This window comes from Halomonas alkalicola, from assembly GCF_030704205.1.
GTDB lineage: Bacteria > Pseudomonadota > Gammaproteobacteria > Pseudomonadales > Halomonadaceae > Halomonas > Halomonas alkalicola.
The window spans coordinates 566,006-584,151 of the sequence record NZ_CP131913.1 but is presented as its reverse complement, the minus strand read 5'-3'; the positions used below and the strand labels follow the sequence as shown (position 1 = coordinate 584,151).

The window sequence follows — 18,146 nt, the reverse complement described above, 5'->3', positions numbered from 1 at the left end:
CCTTTCAGCGCGTCAGCGCGCGGTGAGTGCCGCCTCCAGGGTGGCCAGCCGCCCCGGCACCAGGGCGTCCTCCACGGCGGTGATGCGCAGCACATGGCCCAGCGCGGGGTCGGCAGGGCGGGCGATCAGCTTGCCCTCGTCGAGCAGGGCGGCGTGCAGCTGACCGGCCAGCTCGGCGCTGGCCAGGCGAATACCGACGAAGTTGGTGGCGCTGGGCAGCACGTCGGCCCCCAGTTCGCGCAGGTGGGCCGCCAGCCGCTCGCGCCGCCGCCGTACCGCCGCCACGTGGGCTTCCACCTCGTCGGGGGCGTCCAGCACCACCTCGGCGGCAGCCTGGCTCAGGGTCGACACCGCGTAGTGGATGCGCACCTTCATCATCACCGCCAGCGTCTCGGGCTCGGCGATGGCGTAGCCGACCCTGAGCCCGGCCAGGCCATGGGCCTTGGAAAGGGTGCGCAGCCGGATCACCCCGGGTAGCACCCGCCGCCCGAACTCGCCGTCGGCATCCTCGCGAAAGTCGTGATAGGCCTCGTCCAGCAGCAGCCAGCAGTCGTCGGGTAGCGCGTCACGCAGCGCCAGCACGTCGGCATCACGATGCAGGTGGCCGCCGGGGTTGTCGGGATTGGCCAGGTAGACCAGCCGAGCCCCCTGCTCGCGGACGGCCGCGGCCAGGGCGTCGAGATCCGGTGCCAGGCGGCCGGGCCCCTCGTCGTAGGGCACCTCCACCAGCCGGCAGCCGTGGCCCCGGGCGAAGTAGGCGAAGGTGGGGTAGGTGCCGGTGGTGCTCACCACCACGTCGCCCGCGGCGGTGGCGGCGCGCAGCGACAGCGCGATCAGGCTGTCGGCGCCGGCGTCCACCAGCATCGCCTCCAGGGGAATGCCCTTCTGCTCGGCCAGGCGCCGCCGGATGCCCAGCGCCTCGGCGTCGCCGTAGCTGTAGACGTGGGCCGCCATGGCATCGCCGAAGTGCTCGCGCAGGGCGCGGTGGGGCATGTCGAGCCCCTCGTTGGAGCCGAGCTGGTGGGGGATCTCGCGGCCCAGGCGGCGTTCCAGCACGCGCACCCCGGGGAAGGGGTTGTGGGGGCCGTCACCGGTCAAGTGGTCGGGAAAGCGGGGCATGCAGAACTCCCAGTCAGTCGTCGTGTATGGGTGTCAGGGTTCGAGCTGATAGGTCAGCCAATCGGTACGGGTGGCGTGACGGTCATAGACGCCGCGGGCACGGTAGTTGTGCTCGCGGGTGATCCAGCGCACGAAGGGCCAGCCCTGGCGGCGAGCCTCCTCGCGCAGCTCGTCCAGCATCTCGTCCACGGCGCCGCTGCCGCGATGGGCGGGGGCCAGGAAGAGGTCGTCCAGGAAGCCGATGGTGGCACCGCGCAGCGGCGATGGCATGGCGCGGAAGTGCATCAGGCCGATGGCCTCGCCGTCGGCGGTGCGGGCCAGCAGGCCCTGCAGCGGCGAGTCCGGCGACTGGATCCATCCCCATACGGTATCAAGGATCGTGGCGTCCATGTGCATGCCGTAGTACTCGGCATAGCCGCGATACAGGCGCTCCCAGTCGGCGCGATCGGCGTCCTGCGGTACGGCGATGGTCAGGGTCATGGGCTTTTCCTCTTTTGCAGCATCACGATTGCCACGGCGGCCAGCGTCAGCAGCAGGGCAAGAAAGACCTTGGCGCTCAGCGGCTCGCCGAGCAGCAGGATGGCACTGGAGACGCCTACGGTCGGAATGATCAGGGTCGAGATGGTGGCCTGTGCCACGCTCAGCCGATTCACGTTCATGAACCACAGCATCTGGGCCAGGGTGATCGAGAACAGCAGATGATAGCCCAGGGCCAGCCAGGTGCTGGCCTGCCAGGACGCCGGAGGCGGCGGTGACTCCGTTAGCACCATCATCACGATCATGGGCAGTGCGCAGATTACGAACTGCCAGCCGGTGATCACCACCGCGTGGCTCTGCCAGACGCCGCGCTTCTTGATCAGCACCGTGCCGAGCGCCCACGAAAGCGCCGCACCCAGCATGATCAGGGGCCCCGTCAGCCCCCGGGTGCCGCCGGCCAGTGCGGTGGGGCCCAGCAGCACCAGCAGGCCCGCCTGGCCGCACGCCAGCCCCAGCCATTGACGGCGCGTGATGCGCTGGCCAAGCAGCCACCATCCCATCAGCAGCGCCCAGCAGGGCATGCTGAAGGCGATGATCGCGGCCTGGGAGGTGGGCATTCTGAGCTGCGCGAAGGCCGTGGCCAGGTTGAAGCCGAGGATGGTGAAGAGCCCCGTGGCGATGAGCCAGGGCCACTCGTCGGCCGGAACCCGGAGCGGCAGCCGTCGCCACCGGGCCCAGCTCAGCAGCAGCAGGGCTCCCGTCGTGAAGCCGATCGTTCGCAGGGTGAAGGGCGGCACGTCCATCAGTATGAACCGTACCGCCGGCCAGTTGCCGCCCCAGAACAGTCCAATGGTGGCGATCAGCAGCAGCGCCGTCAGTCGCTCGCTATGGCGCAGCCGGGCCAGCTGCGCGCGGGCAATGGTCAGGCTCATTCGGCGATGTCCGGCAGCACCTTGTGCCGGTTCAGCAGCCCCTTGGGGTCCAGGGCCTGCTTCAGGGTGCGCATCAGGGCAATCTCTTCAGGGGACCGTGAGAGGTGCAGGTAATCGCGCTTCTCGATTCCGATACCGTGTTCGGCCGAGATGGAACCGCCCAGCGCGGCCAGCGGTTCGTAGACCAGCGCCTCAACGGCGCGGCGTGTCTCGGCGTCGTCGTGGCCGGTGCCCACGGTGACATGCAGGTTGCCATCACCCAGGTGGCCGAACACCACGATGCGTCCCTCGGGCCAGCGTGCGCTCACGGCCCGCTCCAGGGCTTGCACATAGTCCTCCATGTCGGCGATCGGCAGGCTGATATCGAAGGCGAACCGCGGCGCGATGTGGTGAAGCAGGCCCTCGATATCCTCGCGGATGGCCCACAGACGCTCGCGCTGCTGCTCGGAGCTTGCCACCGCGGCATCGCTCAGCAGCCCGGCCTCGAAGGCCGACTCGATCGCCGTTTCGAAGCGCTGGGCGCTCTCTGTCGCGTCGCTGCCCAGGCTCTCGATCAGCGCATAGAAGGGGAAGTCGGACGGCAGCGGCGGCGCATGGCGGCAGCTCTCCTCGGTGAGCAGGGCATAGTGGCTGCGCCACATCACCTCGAAGGCGCTGAGCTGCTCCCCGAGCGTTCGTCTTACATGCTGGAGCAGCCCGGTGAGCGCCGTAAAGTCTGCGCAGGCCACCAGGGCGGTCTGGGACACCGGCTGCAACGGCTGCAGCCGGAGCACCGCGCGGGTGATGATGCCGAGCGTTCCCTCGCTGCCGATGAACAGCTGCTTGAGGTCGAAGCCGGCGTTGTTCTTGAGCATCCGGTTCATGGAGCTGACCACACGGCCGTCGGCCAATACCGCCTCCAGTCCCAGCACCTGCTGGCGCATCATGCCGTAGCGGATCACCCGCACGCCGCCTGCATTGGTGGCGATGTTGCCGCCGATGGTGCAGGAGCCGCGTGCCCCCAGGTCGAGGGGGAACTGCATGCCGGCTTCCATGGCGGCCTCTTGCACGGCCTGCAGCGGTGCCCCGGCCTGGGCGGTCAGGGTGCCGCCGACCGGGTCCAGCGCCTCGATGGCGGTCATGCGCTCCAGCGAGATCACCAGCTCATCGGCATCCGCCTCGGCGCCGTGCACCAGGCCGGTCAGTCCGCCATGGGTCACCACGGGCTGGCCGGCGGCATGGCACTTCATCATCACGGCCGCCAGCTCCTCGGTGGAGGCGGGGCGCAGGATGGCCGCGGCGCGACAGGGCGCGCCGCTCATCCAGTCCACCCGCCGCGCGGCGACGTCATCGCCCCGCAGCACATTCGCGGGCCCCACGATCCCCTCGATCGCCTTCAGCAGTGATTCCATTCTCCCCTCCTGGCGGATCAGTCGGCTTGCCGTGCCGAGTTCATGCGGTCTCGAGGGCTTCCGGCCGGCCGGGAATGGCCTCGAGCAGCTGGCGGGTGTAGGCCTCCTGCGGTGCCAGGAAGACGTCGCGGGCCGGCCCCTGCTCGACGATCCGCCCATGCTGCATCACGATGATGCGGTCGCAGATCTGGGCGGCCACGCGCAGGTCGTGGGTGATGAACAGCAGGGACAGCGAGAGCTTCTGCTTGAGCTCCTCGAGCAGCTCGAGGATCTGCGCCTGGATCGACACGTCGAGCGCCGAGACCGCCTCGTCGGCCACGATCAGCTCCGGCTCGAGGGCCAGTGCCCGGGCGATGCCGATGCGCTGGCGCTGGCCGCCGGAGAACTCGTGGGGGAAGCGGTCGGCGGTACCGCCCAGCCCGACCAGTTCGAGCAGAGCGTCGGCCTGTGCCATCGCCTTGGCCCTGGGCACGCCATTGGCGAGCGGCCCCTGGGCGATGGCGTAGCCCACCCGGTGGCGAGGGTTCAGCGAGGCGTAGGGGTCCTGGAAGATCATCTGCACCCGGTGGCGCTCGCGGCGCAGGGCTTCCCCCTTGAGGTTCATGAAGTCGGTGCCGGAGAGCTTCATGGTGCCGCTGTCCGGATGTTCGAGACGGACCACGCAGCGCCCCAGCGTCGACTTGCCGGAGCCCGATTCACCGACGATGCCGATGGTCTCGCCCTTCACCAGCGAGAAGGAGACCTCACGCAGGGCATGCACCTCCCTGGCCGGCTTGAAGAGCCCGCCGCGGGAGCGGAACACCTTGTTGAGGTTCTCCACCTCCAGCAGCGGCGTGTCGGTCTCGGCCCCGCGGGCCTCGGGAATCACGTCGCTGGGGATCGCCTCGATCAGCGCCCGGGTGTAGTGGTGCTGGGGGTTGTCGAGCACCGGCCTGGCATCGCCGAGCTCGACGATCTTGCCGTGGCGCATCACGCAGACCCGGTTGGCGATCTCGGCCACCACTCCGAAGTCGTGGGTGATGAACATCACCGCCATGCCGCGGCGGCGCTGGAGGTCGAGGATCAGCTCCAGGATCTGGGCCTGGGTCGTCACATCCAGGGCCGTGGTCGGCTCATCGGCGATCAGCAGCTCCGGCTCGAGTGCCAGGGCCATGGCGATCATCACGCGCTGTCGCTGTCCGCCGGAGAGCTGGAAGGGATAGGCGCGGATGGCTTTCTCGGGTTGCGGGATGCCGACCTCGATCAGCAGGGCCAGTGCCTTCTCCTGCCGCTCGCGGCCGCTCAGCATTCCGTGAGCCTCGAAGACCTCGCTGATCTGGGCCCCGACCCGCATCAGCGGGTTCAGCGCGGTCATCGGCTCCTGGAAGATCATGCCGATACGCAGGCCACGCAGTTGACGATGCTGCTTCTCGGTGAGGGTCAGGAGATCCTGGCCATCGAAGAGTGCCTCGCCGCCCACCGGGCGGACGCCCTTGGGCAGCAGGCCCATGATGGCGTTGGCGGCCATCGACTTGCCGGAACCTGACTCACCGACCACGCAGAGGATCTCGCCACGCTTCACGTCGTAGCTCACGTCCTCCACGGCATAGGCGCGGTCGGCGCCCTTGGGCAGGGCAATGGTCAGATTGCGCAGGCTCAGCAGGGGACTGGAGGATGTCTCGTTCATGGGATTCCCCTCGCTCAGGAGCGCTCGCGGCTCAGTTTCGGGTTCAGGGCGTCATCCAGCCCCTCGCCCACCAGGTTCAGGGCCAGCACGGTCAGCAGGATCGCCAGGCCCGGGAAGAAGCTCAGCCACCAGGCCTGGCGAATCACCGTGCGTGCCGCCCCGATCATGTAGCCCCAGGACATCACATTGGGGTCGCCCAGGCCGAGGAAGGAGAGCGACGATTCCAGCAGGATGGCCGTGGCGACCATCAGCGAGGCCAGCACGATGATCGGCGACAGGGTGTTGGGCAGTATCTGGCGCAGGATGATGGTGCGGTTGGACTGGCCGACGAGGCGTGCCGCCTCCACGTACTCGCGATGGCGCAGCGACATGAACTCGGCGCGCACCAGGCGGGCGACGGGCGGCCAGCTGACCAGGGCGATGGCCACCACGATGGAGGTGACGCTGGGCTGCATGATCGCCACCAGCACGATGGCCAGGGCAAAGTTGGGAAAGGTCTGGAAGAACTCGGTGAAGCGCATCAGGGCGTCATCGATCAGGCCGCCGTAGTAGCCGGCCACGGCGCCGAGCGGAACGCCGATCATCAGTGCCACCAGGGTCGAGACCAGCCCGATCAGCAGTGACACCCAGGCGCCATGCATGAGCCCGGCGGCCACGTTGCGGCCCATGGTGTCGGTGCCGAGCGGAAAGCCGTCGACTTCCAGGGGCGGCAGGAAGGGCCGCTGGACCATTCGCCAGGGAGATTCCGGATAGAACAGGGGGGCGGAAATGGCCATCAGGATGATCGTGACCAGAATGATCAGCCCGATCAGGGCTCCACGGTTCTGGGCAAAGCGGGCGAAGAAGCTCATGAGGCCTCCTTGATGCGCGGATCGGCCAGGCGATAGACGAGATCGGTAAGGATGTTGAACACGATCACCAGGGCGGCCGAGAAGAAGAAGATCCCGAGCAGCAGGTTGTAGTCACGCTGCATCAGCGCCTCGTACATCAGGCGTCCGATGCCGGGCCAGGCAAACACCGTCTCGGTAAGGATCGCGCCCCCCACCATCTGGCCGGCCTGCAGGCCCGCCAGGGTGATGATCGGCAGCAGGGCATTGCGCAGGATATGCCGCCGCTGAATGATCCGTGGCGACAGCCCCTTGGCACGAGCCGTCTTGACGTAGTCCTGCTGGCTGGCCTCGAGCATCGAGGTGCGGGTCATGCGGGTGTAGATGGCCATGAAGAACAGGGCGAGGGTGGTGGCGGGCAGGATCAGGTGCTTGCCGACATCCAGTGCCAGGGCCAGGCCGGTGTAGCCGGCGCCAACGGTGTACATGCCATAGGCGGGCAGCCAGTCGAGATAGACCGAGAACAGCACCACGGCCATCAGGGCGACCCAGAACAGCGGGGTGGCATAGAAGAGCAGGGCGAGTGCCATGATCAGCGAGCCGGAGGGCTTCTTGGCCCGAGCGGCGGCCAGGGAGCCGGCCAGGATGCCCAGGGCCAGCGACAGCACGAAGGCGGTACCGGTCAGCAGCAAAGTGGCGGGCATGCGCGCCATGATCAGGTCGAAGACCGGCATCTGCTGGCGGTAGGAGTAGCCGAAATCGAGCATGGCGATCCCGGAAACGTAGCGCCAGAGCTGGACATACATCGGCTGGTCGAGACCGAACTGCTCGCGCAGCTGGCGAAGGAACTGCTCATCGGTGGCTCCCGCTTCCCCGGCCCCGGCCAGCACGGCCGCGGGATCCCCAGGAGCCATATGAATCAGGAAGAAGTTGAAGATGACGATGAGAAACAGGACGACGACGGCTTTCAGCAGCCGCATGACAATCAATCTGGCATAGAGCATGCCATTACCCCCGTGGCAACATGGTGCAGGTGTGGGGCGGCACGCGGCCGCCCCACCCGAGCTCAGCGGTGTAAGTCAGCCGAACTCAGCGATCAAGCCAGGCGTTCTTGAAGCCGTCGTTGAGGCCGATGCCGGTGGTCACCAGATCCTGCACGTCACAGCGATAGATGGTCGGGAAGCCGAGCTCCAGCAGCCAGCCCACCGGGACGTCCTCGTGGAGCAGCTCCTGGACCTCCTGGTAGTAGATCTCGCGCTGCGAGTCCGGGTAGGCGGTGGCGGCCAGGTCGAACAGCTCGTCGACGCGCTCATTCTCGTAGCCCTGGACATTGTTCCAGGGAGAGCCCTTGGCGATATTGCTGGAGATATAGGTGCGCGAGATGCCCAGCGCCGGGTCGCCGTACTGGAAGAGGTAGGTGAAGGCGAGGTCATAGTCCCAGTCGCCCAGGCGCTGGTTCCAGCCGCCCACGTCGGTGGACTGGGTGCGGACGTTGATGCCCACCTCACGCAGGTTCTGCTGCACGGCTTCGGCCCAGCGGACCCAGGTCTCGCCGTAGGGGATCGGCAGCAGGCGGACCTCCTCTCCGTCATAGCCCATCTCGGCGAGCAGCTCCCGAGCGCGCTCGGGGTTGTGGTCGTAGGGGGGCAGGCTGTCGTCCTGGAAGCGTGCGTTGGAGCCGAAAGCGGACAGCGGCACGTTGCCGAGGCCATTCCACAGCACGTCACGGGCGAACTCGCGATCCATGGCGTACATCACCGCCTGGCGGAAGCGCTTGTCGGCAGTGGGGCCCTCGCGATTGTTCATCCACAGCATGGCGAAGGGGCTGAAGTACTCGTGCCCGGCCTCGGTGCGGCAGGTGTTGTCCAGGGCGCTCAGGCGCGGGATGTCGAAGTTCTCGACGGAGTTGGCCGGCAGCACATCGACGCGACCGTTCTCATAGGCCACCGCCCGGGAGGAAGCATCGGGGATGATGTGCCAGTTGATGCCGTCGAGGTAGGGCAGGCCCTCCTCGTAGTAGTCGTCGTTGCGCACCAGCTGGATGACGCTGCCGCGATCCCAGCGCTCGAACTTGAAGGGACCGGTGCCGATCGGGTGGCTGTTGGCCGGGTTGTCGCGGAAATCGGTGCCCTCGTAGATATGCTTGGGCATCATCGGCATGGTGCCCGCCTCGAAGGAGAGCAGGAACGGCCCGAAGGGGTTCTTGAGGCTGAAGACCACGGTGTGGTCATCCGGCGCCTCGATGCTGTCGACGTGAGCCAGGATGGTGCGAGTCCGCGGGTTCATCTCACGCAGGTAGACATCCGTGGAGAAGACGACGTCGGCCGAGGTGAAGGGCTCGCCATCGTGCCAGGTCACGCCCTCGTTGAGGTGGAAGGTGTAGACGAGACCGTCATCGCTCACTTCCCAGCTGTGGGCGAGCTGAGGCATCGGCTCGAGGTCGGTGCTGTAGCGCAGCAGGCTCTCGTAGATGTTGCCGGAGACGGTCTGGGTCGGCGCATTCTGGTGGATGCCGGCGATGATCCCCGGGGGTTCCGGTTGCAGTACCGTGTTGATGACGCCGCCCGAGCGTGGCTCTGCCAGCGCCGCGGTGGAGGCCAGGGTGGCGGCCGCGATGGCAATGGTCAAAGGCTTCTTCATGGTCTTCCCCGTTGAGTTATGGCTTTTTGGTGGGTCAGGTCGACTCTTGCGAGCCTGGATGAAAACGAGCGATCAGCGCCGCCTCATGGCCGGCTCGCCGCCCGCAGCACTGCATCGCACAATACCTGGGTGGCGATGGCGCAGTGTTCGGGTTCTGCATACTCCCGCTCGTTGTGGCTGATGCCTTCACGGCAGGGAATGAACAGCATGGCGGTCGGCGTCACATAGCTCAGGTTGACGGCGTCATGGCCGGCACCGCTCATCATGGTGAAGGGGTCCAGGCCGTGGGCACGCGCGGCTGCCGACAGATCGTCTACCAGGGTGGTGTCGAAGCGCGTCACCGGCATGTGCCAGAGCTCCTCGACGCGGGCCGTGATCCCCTCGCGCTCGGCCGCGGCAGCTACATGGTCGCGCAGCAGGCCATCGAGCTCCGCCAGGCGGGCCTCGTCCGTATGGCGCACATCGACGTTCAGGAGCACCTTGCCGGGAATGACGTTGCGCGAGGGTTCGGCAACCTGGAAGTCCCCGACCGTCAGGCGGGACATGCCCTCGACGTCAGCCAGGACCGTCTCGCGCATGGCCTCGATGAAGGCGGTGGCGGCCAGCAGCGGGTCGTGTCGGTAGCTCATGGGCGTGGGGCCCGCATGGGCGGAGTCGCCCGTGAACTCGATGTCATACCAGCGCAGGCCCTGGACGCCGCTGACCACGCCGATGGGCAGCGCCTTGCGCTCCAGGACAGGGCCCTGTTCGATGTGCAGCTCCAGGTAGGCGCCCAGGGGCAGGTCGTCGCGGGTCAGGCTCCCCTTGAAGCCCGAGTGATCCAGCGCCTCGCCAAGGGACATGTCCGAGCGATCCCGGGCGTTGCGGAAGGCCTCCAGAGAGAGACGGCCACTGTAGACGCCGCTGCCGCCCATGGCAGGTGCGAACCGGCTGCCTTCCTCGTTGGTCCAGACGATGAGCTCCAGGGGGCGCTGCGTGGTGATGCCCGCCTCATCCAGGGTGCGAAAGATCTCGAGCCCCGCCAGCAGCCCCAGGATGCCGTCGAATCGCCCGCCCAGCGGCTGGGTATCCAGGTGGCTGCCGATGCCGATGGGGGGCAGGGAGTCATCACGGCCCGCGCGGCGGATGAAGAGGTTGCCGGCCTGGTCGGTGCGCCATTCGCACTTCAGCGCATCGGTCCAGGTGAGAAGCTGCCGTCTGCCGGCGATGTCCTCATCGCTGAGGGCCAGGCGTCGACTGCCGCCATTGGGCGAGGGGCCGATCCGTGCCATGTCCATGAGAGAAGACCAGAGCCGCTGGCCGTCGATGTGTGGGGCAGGGGTGACGCTCATGCCGCTTGTCTCCATGACGGGTGAGAAGAGAATGACGGGGGAGAAGAGATGAGATTGCGTTGAATGTGCAGCCCCGGGCGGCTGGCGTATTCTCGAAGCCTTTCAGTGGACTGCCACAGGAGATGCACCCGATGAGGTCCGTGCACGACACCCTCGACTGGAACCTGCTGCGAACCTTCGTGAGCATCGTTCAGGAGAAGAGCATCAGTCGCGCGGCTCAGCGCCTCAATCTGTCCCAGCCGGCGGTCAGCCTGGCCTTGAAGCGGCTGGAGTCGCACCTCGGGCAGAGTCTCATCGAGCGGGGCAGCCACCGATTTCGCGTCACCGAGGCGGGCGAGCTGGTCTACCGGGATGCACTCGAGATCTATGCCAACGTGGCGAGGCTTGGCATCACGGTGCGGGAGACCTCCCCGGAGGTGGCCGGTCAGGTCACCCTGCTGCTGGTCAGCGGCATCCAGTGCTCGTTTCTCGACAACGTCCTGCGTGATTTCCACGAGCAGCACCCGCGGATCACCTGTGAGGTGAGCGTCCTGTCGAGTCAGGACGTCGTGCAGGCGATGCTGCAGAAGATGGGTACCGTCGGGGTGTGCCTGCTGCCGCATCCGGTCGAGGGGCTCAACGGCCAGCTGCTTGTCCATCAGCGCTACCGGTTCTACTGCGGCCACTCCCATCGCCTGTTCGGCCAACAGAACCTCTCGCTCCAGGCGCTGGCGCGAGAGCCTTTCGTCTCCTTCACCAGCGCCCAGCTGTCCGGGGCGCTTGCGGAAATCGCGGTCTACCGGGCGCATGCGGCCATGACCGGCGAGGTGGTGGTCACGTCCAGCAGCCTGGAAGAGATCCAGCGCTTCGTGCGTACCGGCTGGGGCATCGGCTGCTTGCCCGAGCACACGGTCCAGGCGGATGTCGACAAGGGTCTGCTCTGGCCACTTCCGCCCTACGAGGGGGTGCCGAATATCGACCTCCACCTGGTGTGGCACGAAGATTCGCGCTTTTCGCAGGCAGAGCGACTGTTCTTCGATTATCTGCATGGCGCCATGGCGTCGGTCAGCCTGGAGCAGCGACTGCCATGAGGTGGCCTGGGGTGGGTGCATCCGGGAGGGTCCCGTCTTGTTGTTTGTTCTAGGGGTACCGGTCCGGGTCCTATAAGGCAATTTTTCATTTTTTATTCTTTGTATTAGCCCCGCTTATGCACCAGCGGGGCGTTTTTTTGCTTGCAAACAGGCGATAAAGGTGCAAAGCATGAATAGGCCGATCGGGAAACTGGTGTCGATTCAACGCCCGGGTCTTGAGTCAACAGGGTGATCGAGCTTCCACAACGATAATGGAGCCAATTCATGCTTACCGAGCCGGAGAAGCGGGTCATGTCGACCTGCGATGAGCTCTTCGAGGAGACGCTTTGCCTGACGGAATCCCTGGTCAGAGCCTACAGTACGCTGGGCAATGAACAGGAAGCACTCGAGGTGATGGAGGCGTGGTATCGCCAGGAAGGATTTACGGTAAAGCGAGTGCCAATGGAGGCTTCTGTCCTTCAAATCGACCAGGTTGAGCCATCACCCATTCCGGCTCGATACAATGTGATGGGGATGCTCAATCCGGAGTCGAAAGGCCCGCATCTCGTCTACAATGGCCACCTCGATGTGGTGCCGGCTGAACCGGAATCTCTATGGACACGCCCGCCCTGGGAGCCCTGGCGAGATGGCGGCTGGCTCTATGGCCGGGGGGCGGGTGACATGAAGGCCGGTATCGCCGCCATGGCGATGGCTGTCAAGGCAGTTCGGCAGGCCGGCATCGCGATCGATCACCCCCTGACGCTGCAGACCGTCATCGAGGAGGAGTGCTCAGGGCACGGCGCTCTCTCCTGCGTCAAGGCTGGCCATGCCGGCGATTTCGTGCTGATTCCCGAGCCTTTCGGCGCCAAGCTGGTGTCCGGGCAGGTGGGCGTGCTGTGGTTTCGCATCCGCCTCGATGGCGTGCCGACGCATGTGCTAGATACCAGTGCCGGAAGCAACGCCATCGAGGCCATCACGTCACTCTTTGCTGCCTTGAAGGCCCTCGAGGCGGAGATCAATGCGCTGCCTCGGCACTCCCTCTATCAAGACATGGAAAAGCCGTTCAACCTGAACATAGGACGCATCGAAGGGGGTGACTGGGCCTCCAGCGTTCCCGCTCATGCCTGTCTGGAGGGCCGGCTGGGTTTCCCCTCCGAGATGGCCGTCAATGACGCCATGAAACTGGTGGAGGCGTGTGTCGAAAAGGCGGAGGCCGGCCTGGGGAAAGGCATCTCCAATCTCAGGGTGGAGTTTCACGGATTTCGCTCCGAGGGTGTGGTGGTCGACATGGAGAATTCTGGCATACGTCTGCTGGGAAAATGTCATCACGACCTGACAGGTAATGCGATCACCTCCCAGGCGCTGACGTGCACGACAGACCTGCGCGCATTTCACGTTCATGGTGGCATCACCGGGACCTGCTACGGACCCGTTGCCGAGAACATTCACGGCGTCGATGAGCGGGTCGATATCGAGTCTATCCGGCATGTGCTGAAAGCCTATGCCCTGTTCTTGTGCAGGTGGGGGCGAGAGAGCCATCAGGAGCTTGTGGTTCGGTAAACCCAAATTTCCGACTTGAGGAGCTGGTGCTGTGAAATTCTTCTATCACCCGGATCAGGAGCGGCATGCGCCGCCGAGCTTCCTGTTGAGAGGCCGGCAGGTGGCATCGCCGGAGGGACCCCTGCGGGCTCAGATGTTGCTGGAAGGCCTGGCTAGCCTGGGCATCGAGGTCACGTCGCCGGAAACGCCGGATACCCCCCGCCTGCGTGAACGGCTGTCGCGGATCCATACCAGGCGCTACCTCGACTTCCTGGAAACCATCCACTCGCGCTGGTCGGCGCTTCCCGAGGCGACCGAGGTGGTATCTCCCAATGTGCACCCCTGCGGCGGCGGCCACCACTATCCCCGCCACCCGGTGGGCCAGGCGGGCTGGCACATGCACGACATGGCCTGCCCCCTGACGGCCGAGACGTTCAGCGGGGTCATGGCGAATGCCGCCAGCGCCGAGGCGGCGGCGGACGCGGTGCTGGCCGGCGATGACAGTGCCTACGCGCTGTGCCGACCGCCGGGGCATCATGCGGGGCCCGATCGCGCCGGCGGCTTCTGCTTCCTCAACAACTCGGCCCTGGCCGCCGAGGTGCTGCGCGAGCGCCATGCGCGCGTGGCAATCCTCGATGTGGACCTGCACCACGGCAATGGCACCCAGGACATCTTCTATGACCGTGGCGACGTCTGGACGGGATCCGTTCACGCGGACCCGGCCGACTTCTACCCCTTCTTCTGGGGCGGGGTCGACGAGATTGGAGAGGGGAAGGGCAGGGGCACCAACGTCAACCGTCCCTTGCCGCTGGGCAGCGACGGGGTCGCCTTCATGGCGGCGTTGGACGAGCTTATCGAGGCCATGACGGCGTTTCGGCCCGAGGCCCTGGTAGTGCCGCTGGGGCTGGATGCTCATCGTGAGGACCCGCTGGCCGGTCTGGCCCTGGAGACCGAGGACTTCCAGGCCCTGGGGCAGCGTCTCGCCGCCATCGAGCTGCCCACGGTGATCGTGCAGGAAGGGGGCTATCCCACCGAGCACCTGGGTAACAACCTGGCCGCTTTCATCCGTGGCTATACCGGTTCTCGGGCCGCCAATGGCGGCAGCTGACCCCCGACAGCCAAACAAGGCGCTGGCGCAGGGCTCCCCTGTGCCAGACTCTCTGGAGCGATCACATGAATGAGCAGCATGCCGGCCAGGCGATCATCGACACTCTGGTGCTGCACGGCGTCGAGCGTGTCTTCGTGGTGCCGGGCGAGAGCTTCCTGGCGGTGCTCGATGGCTTGTACGAGTCCCCTGTCGAAACGGTGGTGTGTCGTCATGAGGGTGGGGCGGCCTACATGGCCGAGGCACACGGCAAGTTTACCGGCAGACCTGGCGTGGCCATGGTGACCCGCGGCCCCGGCGCCGCCAATGCCCTGGTGGCGCTGCATGCCGCCTGGCAGGATGCGGTGCCCATGGTGCTGTTCGTGGGGCTGGTGCCCATAGCGGATCGCATGCGCGAATCCTTCCAGGAGTTCGATCCGCATGCGTGGTTCGGTACTCAGTGCAAGCGGGTCATGGTGCTCGACGAGGCCGAGCGCGCCTCCGAGGTGGTGGCGGAGGCCTTTTTCGCTGCGGGCTCCGGCCGGCCGGGACCGGTAGTGGTGGGCCTGCCCGAGGACGTGATCACTCGGCCGGTATCCGGCGTGCTGCATCCGCTCCTGCCCGTCGGTGAGGGAGCGCTCTCCTCCGAGGACCTGGAGGCGGTGTGTGCCGCGCTCAACGAGGCTCGGCGTCCGCTGCTGTTCGTCGGCGGCCAGCGGTGGACGCCGGAGGCCGCGACCAGCCTGACGCGTTTCGCCGAGCAGAACGGTATCCCGGTGGTGCAGGACTGGCGCGCGGCCGATCGGGTGCCATTCGACTCCCCGGTCAACTGCGGCTGGCTTGGCTATGGTCGCTCCGATGCCACGCTTGCGCTGTTCGAGGAGGCGGACGTGCTGATCGCCGTGGGCGCGCTGCCCACCGACGTGCCCAGCGAGGGGTTCACGGCTCGGCAGGGGCACGACCGCCTCAACATCCTGGTCAATATCGATACCGGCCTGCGCGGCCGCAGCGGTGCCGTGACTCGCCACCTGATCGCAAGTCCGGTCGCCTTTGCCGAAGCGGTGGCGGGTCTGCGGCTGGGGCGCGAGAAGGAGTGGGACGCCTGGCGGAGCGGTGGTCGGGCGGCTCAGCAGTCGTTCACTGCGCTGCCGGTGCCGGAGGCCTTGTCTGCCACGTGTCCCGGCACCGCGCACATGGGGGCGGTCCTTGGTGAGCTCGTGAAGCGCCTCCCCGACGATGCGGTGTTCACCTTCGGGGCTGGCAACCACTGCATCTGGGCGCAGAGGTACCTGCCGACGCGAACGTTTCCCAGCCAGCTCAGCATGCGCAACGGCTCCATGGGCTATAGCGTCCCGGCGGCCGTCAGCGCCTCGCTGGCCAGCCCAGAGCGCCTGTGCGTGGTGGTCGCTGGCGATGGCGAATTCATGATGAACGGCCAGGAGATCGCCACCGCCGTTCAGTACGGTGCCGCTATGCTGATACTGGTCGTGGACAACGGGCGCTATGGGACCATCTGTCTCCATCAGGAGGCGCAGTTTCCGGGGCGGGCAAGTGGCACCCGGCTGGCCAACCCCGATTTTGCCGCCCTCTGTCGAGCCTATGGCGGGCACGGCGAAACCGTGGCTGCCAACGACGAGGCGGCTGGCGCCATCGAGAGGGCGCTGCATGCCGTGATCGAGCTGCGCCGCCCCGCGCTGATTCACATCGTGACCGACCCTCGGCACGACCTGCCCTGAGGCGCCGGCTCACCATCCACTCCAAGGAGAGCATCCGATGACGCATTATGCCGTGACCAACCCGGCCACCGGTGAAGTGGAGAAGACCTACCCGACGGCCAGCGACACCCAGATTCGAGGCGCCATCGAGTGTGCCCACCGGGCATTCGGCGACTGGCGCAAGAGCGAGGTGGCGACACGCGTTGCGCTGCTGAACCGCGTTGCCGACCTCTATGCGGAGCGTCGTGAGGCCCTGGCGGCCATCATCAGCCGCGAGATGGGCAAGCCCCTGGCCCAGGCGAGAGGCGAGATCGACATTGTGGTGTCGATCTACCGCTATTACGCAGACAACGGTCCGCGCTACCTGGAGGATGAGCCGATCGAGACGGCGATCGGCAATGCGTTGGTACGCAAGGAGGGCCTGGGAGTCCTTCTGGGCATCATGCCGTGGAACTTTCCCTACTATCAGGTGGCGCGGCTGGCCGCGCCCAACCTGATGAACGGCAACACCATCCTGCTCAAGCATGCGCCCCAGTGTCCCGAGTCGGCAGAGGCAATGGAGCAGATCTTCCGTGATGCCGGCGCGCCTGAAGGGACCTACCTCAACCTCTACGCCACCAACGAGCAGGCCGCCGACATCATCGCCGACTCCCGGGTACTGGGCGTCTCCCTGACGGGTTCCGAGAGGGCAGGGGCCGCGGTTGCGGAGATCGCCGGTCGTCATCTGAAGAAGGTGGTGCTCGAACTGGGCGGCTCCGATCCATTTATCGTGCTGGACGATGCGGACCTGGACCAGGCGGTTCAACACGCGCTGGTAGGCCGCTTCGGCAATGCCGGCCAGGCCTGCAACGCGGCCAAGCGGATCATCGTCGATGACGCTCTGCACGACGATTTCCTGGCCGCCTTCAAGACGGCCATCGAGAGCATCAGGGTGGGCGACCCCATGGCCGCTGACACCTTCATGGGCCCTCTGTCCTCCGAAAGGGCGCTGCAGACGCTGGATGCCCAGGTGCAAGACGCCGTAGCACAGGGTGCCACCGTGCTGTTGGGCGGTCAGCGGCTCGATCGTTCCGGCGCCTGGTATGCGCCGACGCTGCTGAGCCGGGTGACCCCTGAGATGCGTATCTTCCGCGAGGAGCTGTTCGGCCCCGTGGCGGTAGTGTATCGGGTCGGCAACGAGCAGGAGGCCATCAGGCTGGCCAATGACACCGCCTATGGCCTGGGCGCCGTCATCCAGTCCACCGACCTGGCGCGTGCCCGCCGGGTGGCGGAAAGCCTGGAGACCGGCATGGTGACCATCAACGAGGCGCCAGGGTCGGCCGCCGAGCTGCCGTTTGGCGGCATCAAGCGTTCGGGCTTCGGTCGTGAGCTGGGGCGCGACGGCATGGACGAGTTCGTCAATCGCAAGGTGGTAAAGATCGGCGCCTGATTCTCCTCACAACCTCACGATAACAGTGCGTGCCTTTTCATGAACAAACTTGCCGTGCGGGCTAAAACCTTGGGCGGTGAGCATGTCGCTCACGCCCATGACCATCACCAGCTGATTCTGGCGACCTGTGGACAGACGGAGCTGGCCGTGGAGGGCCATGGTGACCGCATCACCGGTGGGCGTGGCTGCCTGATTCCCTGTACCCGCGATCATGACTACCGCGGCGATGGGCGCAACCGCACTCTGGTGCTGGACATACCCGTGGCTGGCCTTGAGGGGCTTCGCGAGGCCGACGCCCTATCGCGGCTATTCGAGCGGCCGCGGTTCTTCGGGGTGCCACCCCGGCTGCGTCAGCTGGCCGACAGCCTGATGCTGCAGCTTGACCAGTGCCCCGGGCTGCACAATGAAATCGCCGCTCTGATGCTGCGAGCCATCTACCTGCATCTACAGGACGAACCGCTGATCGATGTTGACGGAGTCGGCCTTGCAGGACGCGCCTGCGATCGCCTGGACCTGCCTCGCCTGGAGGCCTGGGTGGATCGCCACCTGGCCGATGAGATTCGTGTCGAGCAGCTGGCGTCCCTGTGTGCGCTGAGCGTGGGTCACTTCCATGCCCGCTTCCGCGAAATGACCGGAGTCACCCCCCAGGCCTACGTGCAGCAGCGCCGGCTCCGGCATGCCCGGACGCTGGTCTGCCACAGTGATCTGAGCCTGGGCCAAGTGGCCGCCTTGGTGGGTTTTCGCGACCAGGGCAGTTTCTCACGCTCCTACAGACGCCATTTCGGCACCCCGCCCTCGGCCGATCGTTGACGCTGTTGCCGGAGCCCTGGGCAAAGGCTCCGTAGCTGGGGGCAAGCAGCCTTCGTCCGTTCGTCCTAGGCTTTGAGGCAGGGCAGTGCCTGCGGTACTGCCGATTCCTGAGCCAAGCAACGAATAACGAATAACGG

15 protein-coding genes are annotated in these 18,146 nt (G+C 66.3%); 6 read left to right on the top strand and 9 right to left on the bottom strand.

Annotated elements, in window-relative coordinates; translation table 11 throughout:
• Positions 1–12 precede the first annotated feature (12 nt).
• From B6N23_RS02830 to B6N23_RS02790, 9 genes are all read right to left on the bottom strand, one after another.
• The gene (locus tag B6N23_RS02830; protein ID WP_305501659.1) at positions 13–1,119 is read right to left on the bottom strand and encodes a pyridoxal phosphate-dependent aminotransferase; all 1,107 of its coding nucleotides are present in this window, start codon (positions 1,117–1,119) and stop codon (positions 13–15) included.
• A gap of 33 nt (positions 1,120–1,152) precedes the next feature.
• Entirely contained in the window at positions 1,153–1,599 is a 447-nt protein-coding gene (locus B6N23_RS02825) for a GNAT family N-acetyltransferase (RefSeq protein ID WP_305501658.1), read from the bottom strand.
• Positions 1,596–2,528: a DMT family transporter gene (locus B6N23_RS02820; RefSeq protein WP_305501657.1), complete on the bottom strand. Its 933-nt coding sequence runs from the start codon at positions 2,526–2,528 to the stop codon at positions 1,596–1,598. Before B6N23_RS02820 ends, B6N23_RS02825 begins: the two co-directional genes overlap by 4 nt.
• The gene (locus B6N23_RS02815; protein ID WP_305501656.1) at positions 2,525–3,919 is read right to left on the bottom strand and encodes an FAD-binding oxidoreductase; all 1,395 of its coding nucleotides are present in this window, start codon (positions 3,917–3,919) and stop codon (positions 2,525–2,527) included. Before B6N23_RS02815 ends, B6N23_RS02820 begins: the two co-directional genes overlap by 4 nt.
• A 40-nt stretch (positions 3,920–3,959) precedes the next feature.
• On the bottom strand, positions 3,960–5,585 hold the full coding sequence (locus tag B6N23_RS02810) for an ABC transporter ATP-binding protein (protein WP_305501655.1): 1,626 nt from the start codon (positions 5,583–5,585) through the stop codon (positions 3,960–3,962).
• A gap of 14 nt (positions 5,586–5,599) precedes the next feature.
• Positions 5,600–6,436: an ABC transporter permease gene (locus tag B6N23_RS02805; protein WP_305501654.1), complete on the bottom strand. Its 837-nt coding sequence runs from the start codon at positions 6,434–6,436 to the stop codon at positions 5,600–5,602.
• The gene (locus tag B6N23_RS02800) at positions 6,433–7,416 is read right to left on the bottom strand and encodes an ABC transporter permease (RefSeq protein ID WP_305501653.1); all 984 of its coding nucleotides are present in this window, start codon (positions 7,414–7,416) and stop codon (positions 6,433–6,435) included. The genes B6N23_RS02805 and B6N23_RS02800 overlap by 4 nt, the downstream gene beginning before the upstream one ends.
• 85 nt (positions 7,417–7,501) lie before the next feature.
• Positions 7,502–9,052, bottom strand: a complete 1,551-nt coding sequence (locus tag B6N23_RS02795) for an ABC transporter substrate-binding protein (RefSeq protein WP_169958139.1) — start codon at positions 9,050–9,052, stop codon at positions 7,502–7,504.
• An 83-nt stretch (positions 9,053–9,135) separates the two neighbouring features.
• Positions 9,136–10,383: a M20 family metallo-hydrolase gene (locus tag B6N23_RS02790; protein WP_305501652.1), complete on the bottom strand. Its 1,248-nt coding sequence runs from the start codon at positions 10,381–10,383 to the stop codon at positions 9,136–9,138.
• Positions 10,384–10,514: 131 nt separating this feature from the next.
• Here B6N23_RS02790 and B6N23_RS02785 point away from each other — a divergent pair, with 131 nt between their 5' ends.
• The 6 genes from B6N23_RS02785 (at position 10,515) to B6N23_RS02760 (ending at position 18,009) form a co-directional block, all read left to right on the top strand.
• Positions 10,515–11,453 carry a LysR family transcriptional regulator gene (locus tag B6N23_RS02785; protein ID WP_305501651.1) on the top strand — a complete coding sequence of 313 codons (939 nt, stop codon included), beginning with the start codon at positions 10,515–10,517 and terminating at the stop codon, positions 11,451–11,453.
• Positions 11,454–11,717: 264 nt separating this feature from the next.
• Positions 11,718–12,992: an ArgE/DapE family deacylase gene (locus B6N23_RS02780; RefSeq protein WP_305501650.1), complete on the top strand. Its 1,275-nt coding sequence runs from the start codon at positions 11,718–11,720 to the stop codon at positions 12,990–12,992.
• 31 nt (positions 12,993–13,023) lie between these two features.
• Positions 13,024–14,079, top strand: a complete 1,056-nt coding sequence (locus B6N23_RS02775) for a histone deacetylase family protein (protein ID WP_305501649.1) — start codon at positions 13,024–13,026, stop codon at positions 14,077–14,079.
• A 65-nt stretch (positions 14,080–14,144) separates the two neighbouring features.
• A complete protein-coding gene (locus B6N23_RS02770; protein WP_305501648.1) occupies positions 14,145–15,791 on the top strand; it encodes a thiamine pyrophosphate-dependent enzyme in 1,647 nt (548 codons plus the stop codon).
• A gap of 37 nt (positions 15,792–15,828) precedes the next feature.
• A complete protein-coding gene (locus tag B6N23_RS02765) occupies positions 15,829–17,199 on the top strand; it encodes an NAD-dependent succinate-semialdehyde dehydrogenase (RefSeq protein ID WP_305501647.1) in 1,371 nt (456 codons plus the stop codon).
• A 39-nt stretch (positions 17,200–17,238) separates the two neighbouring features.
• The gene (locus B6N23_RS02760; RefSeq protein ID WP_305501646.1) at positions 17,239–18,009 is read left to right on the top strand and encodes a helix-turn-helix transcriptional regulator; all 771 of its coding nucleotides are present in this window, start codon (positions 17,239–17,241) and stop codon (positions 18,007–18,009) included.
• The last annotated feature ends 137 nt before the right edge of the window (positions 18,010–18,146 follow it).